The 7,541-nt window shown below is 29.7% G+C and carries 7 protein-coding genes and 1 pseudogene; 2 read left to right on the top strand and 6 right to left on the bottom strand.

What is annotated here, in order from left to right; translation table 11 throughout:
- Both ACRC03_RS02805 and ACRC03_RS02800 read left to right on the top strand, forming a co-directional pair.
- Positions 1 to 242 (top strand): annotated as a pseudogene (locus tag ACRC03_RS02805) (MATE family efflux transporter); the annotation flags it as partial.
- A 106-nt stretch (positions 243 to 348) separates the two neighbouring features.
- Positions 349 to 1,020, top strand: a complete 672-nt coding sequence (locus ACRC03_RS02800) for a manganese catalase family protein (RefSeq protein ID WP_438651028.1) — start codon at positions 349 to 351, stop codon at positions 1,018 to 1,020.
- 629 nt (positions 1,021 to 1,649) lie between these two features.
- On the opposite strand, the gene ACRC03_RS02795 is transcribed toward ACRC03_RS02800, so the two are convergent.
- From ACRC03_RS02795 to ACRC03_RS02770, 6 genes are all read right to left on the bottom strand, one after another.
- Positions 1,650 to 1,913 carry a hypothetical protein gene (locus tag ACRC03_RS02795; protein ID WP_438651027.1) on the bottom strand — a complete coding sequence of 88 codons (264 nt, stop codon included), beginning with the start codon at positions 1,911 to 1,913 and terminating at the stop codon, positions 1,650 to 1,652.
- 54 nt (positions 1,914 to 1,967) lie between these two features.
- Positions 1,968 to 3,617, bottom strand: coding sequence for a recombinase family protein (locus tag ACRC03_RS02790; protein ID WP_438651026.1), 1,650 nt, complete (start codon positions 3,615 to 3,617; stop codon positions 1,968 to 1,970).
- Positions 3,618 to 3,846: 229 nt separating this feature from the next.
- Entirely contained in the window at positions 3,847 to 4,305 is a 459-nt protein-coding gene (locus ACRC03_RS02785) for a hypothetical protein (protein ID WP_438651025.1), read from the bottom strand.
- 82 nt (positions 4,306 to 4,387) lie between these two features.
- Positions 4,388 to 6,028, bottom strand: a complete 1,641-nt coding sequence (locus ACRC03_RS02780) for a DUF927 domain-containing protein (RefSeq protein WP_438651024.1) — start codon at positions 6,026 to 6,028, stop codon at positions 4,388 to 4,390.
- Between the two features lie 12 nt (positions 6,029 to 6,040).
- On the bottom strand, positions 6,041 to 6,508 hold the full coding sequence (locus tag ACRC03_RS02775) for a hypothetical protein (RefSeq protein WP_438651023.1): 468 nt from the start codon (positions 6,506 to 6,508) through the stop codon (positions 6,041 to 6,043).
- A gap of 145 nt (positions 6,509 to 6,653) precedes the next feature.
- Positions 6,654 to 7,265, bottom strand: coding sequence for a hypothetical protein (locus ACRC03_RS02770; RefSeq protein ID WP_438651022.1), 612 nt, complete (start codon positions 7,263 to 7,265; stop codon positions 6,654 to 6,656).
- Positions 7,266 to 7,541: the final 276 nt, after the last annotated feature.

The raw sequence follows: 7,541 nt of genomic DNA, 5'->3' as shown, positions 1-7,541 counted from the left end.
TTAATACTTTGATAATAATTGGTGTTTTAAGAAGTGGTGGAGATACAAAGTATGCTCTTGCTTTGGAGTTAGGTTGTATGTGGTTGGTTTCGCTTCCTCTTACTTTTATTGCTGCGATAATGGGGGCTCCGATATATGTACTTGTTCTTTTTACTTATACTGAGGAAATAGTCAAGTTTATTTTTGGTGTTCCTAGGGCGTTATCAAAAAAATGGGCAGCAAACTTGGTTAAAGAGATGTAGTCGTATATAGTTGACATAGCAATATATAGTCCGCTTCGCTCACTGGCTATATATTGTGCAAATGTCAACTATATACATAAATATCTACTTTCAGGGGGCAGTAAAAATGTTTAAACATAAAAAACAATTATTACAAGAAGTTAAGGTAGAAAAAGTAAATCCTCAATATGCAGTATTAATGCAGGATCAATTAGGTGGTGGGAACGGAGAATATAAGGCCGCTATGCAATATATGCCCCAAAGTTTTAGAATTAAAGACCCTGAAATAAAAGATTTATTTATGGATATAGCAGCTGAAGAGTTGAGTCATATGGAAATGGTAGCACAAACAATTAATTTACTAAATGGCCATGATGTTGATAGTGCAGCAGTTACGGCAGGAGAAATTCAAACTCATGTTCAATGTGGATTATCACCTGTTTTAATAAATTCATCTGGAGCACCATGGACAGCGGATTATGTAACGGTAACTGGTGATTTAGTTGCAGACTTACTTTCAAATATAGTATCAGAGCAAAGAGCAAAAGTAGTTTATGAGTATCTTTATAGACAAATTGAAGATAAAGAAGTAAGATCAACTATTCAGTTCTTGCTTAATAGAGAAGAAGCACATAATGCTCTATTTAGAGAAGCATTAAATAAAGTTCAAAATACAGGTTCTAATAAAGATTTTGGAGTTACTGAATATTCAAAACTATACTTTGATTTATCTACTCCAGGACCATCTCATGAACCACCAAACCCTACCCCGGTATCTTTTAATAATCCTAGAAAATAATACAAATGGACGTGAAATTATGTTTGAATTAAGCAGTAAATAAATAATGCTATTAGAATAAAGGAAAATTAATAATTATTTTTACTACATCGTCTGTATAAAATCTACTATTATACAAATAATAGTTTTGTGACTACTCAATAAAAGATAAAGGTCGGCTAGTTACACCACCACTTCATCATGAAACAAAGCAACAATAATAAATAACATTTTCGTAAAAGAGTAGAAAACAGATATAAATATTTGTTTTCTACTCTTTTTATATTATTTAATTAATAGTAAGACATTAAATAAGGTTATTCATAAAAATAAGGTTATTACTCATCTTTGGGTAAATGATGCTATTTTAATAAAGGTGGACACGTTAAAACTAATGCGTCCACCTTTATTAATTATATTTAGCTATTTTCGTAATACCCAAACTTGAGTAAGAACCAGAAACAATGCCTTACCCTCTTTTTTGTACATTTAAATGGTCGTTGAATCTTATTTAACTACTATACTACAAAATACCTACCTTATTTATGATACGGTTCTCCGTACCTTACCCTACGGAGCACGTCTTTTTGTTTACTTCTATTTTAGGTTGTTATCCTCTTATATGGATGTCTTTTAACCTCTTTAAATTATTAAAATATTTGATTATATAAATCTATTATTGCATCTAATGTATCTCTTCTTTTTGTTGTAGTTGAGTTTCCATTATACACCTTTTGTTCTACAGGTTCAATTCTTACTTCTGTTATATAATTAATATAGTAATTATTTATAGTAATATTAGTACTATGATTAATACTCCTATTCTCATTTGCCTTTACTGTTGTATTTGTATTCCCCACATTCTTTCTATCAAATAAATCTAATATCTCTTCCATAGTCATTTCTTTACTCATTATTCATCCCTCCAAAATATTTTTTAGTATTATGATTTTATCCCTGTTATGTATCTAACATACTTTTATTTTAAGATTTACACAATTCATTCCAAGCAAATGCAAAAAGGATGGGTTACCTTGTTCTTTAGGCAACCCATCCTTCATTAAGTATGTTATCACATCATCATTTATTTGTATCTCTATGCTATCTATCTCTCTTTCCTTATTTATTGTTATCTTTGAAACTAGCAAATGTATTAGTTGTTTCCTTTGTTGACTTGTACTCATTCCTAAGAATACTTCTTTGAACCTTTGCATTACTTCATTCACTAATTCAAATGGTATTGGCTCTCCTTCTGCTAGTTGGAGATCCTGTTTTAGTTCTTGTTCTCTGTACTTTAGTTTCTCTATGTCATCATTTATTGCTTTTACTCTTGTTGATAGCTCACTTTTATCTAGTATTCCATCTTCAAATAGTTCTATATTTTTATTCTTCTTACCTGTTAGCTTTTCTATCTCTTTATCTATTTGTCCTAATTGTTCCAATGTTGGTTTCAATTTAGTAGACTTGTTCTTATTTATGTTATCAACTACTCTACTTAATATGGATTCATCATTTATTAGCTCCATTATCTTACCTAACACATATTCATCTGCTATCTCTGTGCGTATAGAGTTAGAGTTACATACAGATGTTCCTTTATTCTTCCAGTTTCCACAAGAATAGTATTCATTTATCCTTCTAGTTCCATCCTTCCTTTTAGCAGTAGACCTATTTATCGTCATCCCTGCTCCACATACAGGACATCTTAGTATTCCTGTTAATGGAAATTCACTATCATAGATTTTATTATGTTTTTTACTTCTTTCCTTTAGTATCACTTGTACTTTGTTCCACGTTTCCACGTCAATTATTGGTTCATGTATTCCTTCTGAAAGTATTGGATTAGCATTTATGTTATTTCTTCTTTTCTTGCTCCAATCTTGTCTTACATTGTATCTTATCTTACCAATGTATACTGGATTTTGAAGTATTTCCTTTACTGTACTCACTGCAAATACTGAATTTCTCTTGGTCTTATGTCCTTCCTTATTTATCCTATTCACTACTGCTTTGTATCCGTATCCTTGACTATATAGCTCAAATATTCTTCTTACTGTATTAGCTTCTACTTCATTTATTTTTAAAATAGTATTCTTTCTCTTCTTTCCTTCATTAGATATTTCTACTAAATCATACCCTAAAACTACACCTCCATTCCATCTACCTTCTTTAGCTCTAGCTAATAATCCCATTTTTACGTTTTCTGCAATAGTTTCTCTTTCAAACTCCCCTATCGCTCCCATTATGTTTAGTTGTAACTTTCCTGTTGCTGTTTCTGTTTCAAAACTTTCTGTTAATGAACGAAATGCTATGTTATGTCTATTTAGCAAATCTACTATGTTAAGTATGTCTAATAGTTTTCTACTTATTCTATTCAATTTCCAAACTATTACTAAGTCAAATTTATTCTTAGTTGCATCATGTAGTAGTTGTTTTATACCTGGTCTATTTGTTATGTTCTTTCCACTTATCCCTCTATCTTCGTAGAGGTTGTATATTTCATGACCTTCTTTCTCACAATATTCTCTTATCTTTATGTTTTGCTCATCTATACTGTAACCTTCTTCAGCTTGTTCTGTTGTTGATACTCTACAATATATGGCTACTCTTTTACTCATTATCTTCTCCTCCAGTTGATTCTTTAGCTTTTATTATGTGTTTTTGTATTATGTTACTTAGTATATTTATTATTTCATCTGATTTTATCTGCTCCATTGATACTGTATCCATAGTTGTCCTCCAACATTATGTTATGTTTCATGTGGAAACGTGCTTTTCTTTTTTTCCACGTTTCCACGTCAATTTTCCATCATTTAACTTAAAGCAATGATTTCCTTTTGTGTATGACTATCTAGTCTTAATCTTAACTATAGGATTATCTAAATCATCATACTTCTCTGATTCAGTAAATGTAATTGATACTCTGTCACTAAAATCTAAGTTAAATAACTGTGTTATTTCTTTGACTAATTCTGATGAATATATTACCATTTTATTTCCACTTTTCTTTATAGAAAACTCTACTCCATTCTCTGGTAATTTCTCAGCTATTACTATGCCATCTTCAGTAAATCCAACTTCAATTTTTGATGGATTTTTAAGGTAATCCATGGTTTCTTTCGCTAAGATTAATCTCTTACCATTCTGTTTAGAATTTATCACTGTACATATACCTTTTGAACTTTTAGTATCTCTAGTTTTGCTCATGCTTTTTGGTTTGATTACTTTTAAAGGATTATATACCTTATTATTTAAATTGCTTTCATTCATTTCATCTACTGTTATTACTTCCTTTATGTTTTCCATATTTAATTCCTCCAAATTATTTTTTATTTAGTTTCATATGTGGAAACGTGGTTTTATTTCTTTACCGTTTACCCATTCATCTTTATTTATCTTTTTTCAGTAGCTTTACTACTATTACAGGTATATTACCTGCATCCGTATTTCGTTTTCTTGTGTACCTATCGCTATCACAATCAAGCATTCCTTTATTTTTAAGCTCCTTTAGAACTACCTTATCACTTTCATATCCACCTTCTTTTAACATTTCTTTGAACTTTGATGGCGTCATTTCAAGTTCTAAATAGTCTTTTTTCCTTGTTAGCTTTCCTATCAGTTGTCCCTTAGGTTTTTCTTCCCAATTCTTTTCAAATTTATGTTTATTGTCTAAGATGTATTGACGTATATGTTCTAATGCTGACTTATCTAAATTTCTAGATTTTATTGATTCTCTTTCTACATCAGTAAGTACCTGTATCATTCCTTTTATGTCTAACTTAATCTCTTTTCCTACTTCTTTACTAAGGTATTCTTGAAATATCTTAGCTGTAGTAGTTATTGTTGCTAGTTTATTAGCTCTTCTACTTGTGAATTCATCTTCTAAGTTATTTTTAATCATTACTTGTTTTATCATTTCCACGTTTTTTTCATATCTTTTACTTACTTCTTCCTTGCCTAGTTCCATCATGTATTCTGCTATTTCAATAGCTATATGACCACTATTCTTCGCTACTATCCTATTTATTTCTTCTGCATTTTCTGCACTACTTGTCCAAGAAATATCTTCTATTTCTATTACTCTTATCTGTATTCCAGCATTTTTGTTAGCTGAATTTAGTAATGATTTTTCACCATTTGAGAGTATTGTTCCTAACCAACTTTCTTGTTCTTTTTGTTCTGAATTCTTATTTAGTCTTGCTTTATCTACCCCTTGTGAAAGAGTGTAGATTGTCTGTGTGAAATTTCCTATGTTACTTATAGAAATCTCATCAAATGCGAATGTTACTCCTTTTGTTCCACATAACTTCTTCATCATTGCATTATGAGTTGTATTGTAAGTTGAAAGTAATGAATTATTACCTAATTTTATAGAACCAAATATTGATATAGCTAATCTCAATGCCGTACTTTTTCCCGTTGTACTATTTCCAACTAGATGTACAATTATAGTTTCTAGTGAATATTCTTCTCCTATGAATCCTAATAGTATTGATGTTAGTGAGATTGAACAAATTAGTTCAAGGTTTACATTACCTAGTACTTTATCTTCCAACATAGTTAACCAAACATCTTTATTCCCTTTAGGATTTATGTCAAAGCTTCCTCTATAGGTACTGTCTGTACCTATAGAGTTATGTGCCTTGTAAATTGTCTTTCCTTCATGCTCTCCAAATCCAAGTTGTGAATGAACTTGGTCTATTTTCATTATTTTTTCTTCATTTATTAGGTGTTTTACTATTGTATTCTTATTGAATATATTCACATCAAATCCTACTTTTTGATAAGTTAACAGTATTCTAGGGTCTAGATATTCCTCCCTTTTGGCTATTACTTTATTTTTTCTTCCAAGATTTTTGCACATTATCGTTGCAGTCATTTCATCATTATCTATATTTCTTTCACATGATTCTATCCAAATTGGTTCTGATACTTTCATTGTTCCAAATTTATCATCTTCTAGGTATACTCCATCATCAGGTTCTAATGTTACTTCTTCAAATGGCATGTCCATTTTTACATCTGTCATTTGTTCTACCTCCTATATGAAATCGTCTAATTCTATTTCATCTTCTAGGTATTCTTCATTATTATCTTCAAGTTCTTGGTATAGGTCTATTTCATCTTCTTCCTCAGCATTATCTAATGACTCAAAATAGTCTACATTCAAGAATTTTCCGTTTCTCACTATTACTGCAATCACTTTATGCCCTACTAACTCTTCTAAACATACCTCCTCTTGATCACATTCTCCATATATGATTTCTAACAAACTATCCATTGAAAACCCATCTATTGGTATAGAGAACCTTCCTTTTCTTTCATCTTCCATTGACTGTAATCCTAAATTTATTAAGTAGTCCTTATTTTCCGATAGTTCTGCACTTGTGATTTCAACTTCATGTGTACCTATGCTTAACTTTCTAAGCCTTTTCAATCTTGTTTTACTTACTTCTTTCTTTTCTTCTGCAACCTTTACTATTTTTTGAACTCTCTTTAATCTTGTCATTTCAACATTCCTCCAAATATACAATCATATAGTTATCTATAGTTAGTCTCTGCTAACTACAAATACCATGTTATCGTATAATGAAAATTTTTTTTATGACAAAAAAACAAGACTTAATTTGTCATTGACTAAGTCTTGTTTTCATCTATTTTTTCATCTTGTATTCATTTATATGTTTGTCTATTTTTGATACCATATCTATCCATCCTTCTTCTGAATAGACATAGCTATTTAAATCTCTTATTACATTTATTTGTTTTCTGTAGTCATTTAACGTTTCTTTTACTGTATCTCTTAATTGCTCCAATGTTTTTATCTGACTTTCATATGCTAGGTCTTGATTTTCACTCATGAATATCATTATCTCTTTATTTATATCTTCTGTAACTTTGAGTAATTCTTCACTTCTTAATTCATCTCTGTATCTGCCTAAATACTTTTTAAGTTCTTTGTCCTCTATTTTATCTAGTATAAAGTCAAAAAATCTTAATGCTTGTTCGTCTGAAATATTCTTTTTATTCTTTATATTTCTTGCTATTGCTTGTACTTCATCGTCATTATATATAGCTTTCATCATCTTTAGATATGAATCTTTATTGCACTCTGGTATTCCTTGTGTATCGTGATAAGAACTTATACTTCTTATACTCTCATCTATTCTATATACCTTTCTTGATTCTGACTCATATCTCTTATCATATTTTTCGTCTATTCCAGTTATCTCTGGTATTAGTTCTTTTACTGAGTAAAACTTCATTCTTTGTCTCCTTAATATTAGATTTATTTATATTATCCTGAATTATTCATGAACACATTTAATTTTATCAATTTTAATAAAATTAGATGTGTTTATTTTGTTTATGTTAAATCTAGCAAATTTCTAATTTATTTACCTAAAAAGAATACACTTTCTCTAAGGTCCAGGATACAATCCTTTTTTCAGAATATTAAATTAAATACTTTTTAAATTTTTAACTCGTATATATTGTCTAGTATATTTAGTAAAATATGCTTATTAGGAAAGCTACTACAA

It is taken from the genome of Romboutsia sp., from assembly GCF_051659545.1.
Taxonomy (GTDB): Bacteria; Bacillota; Clostridia; order Peptostreptococcales; family Peptostreptococcaceae; genus JBOFOR01.
The sequence above is the reverse complement of the archived record's forward strand: the minus strand, read 5'-3'. Positions and strand labels throughout refer to the sequence as shown.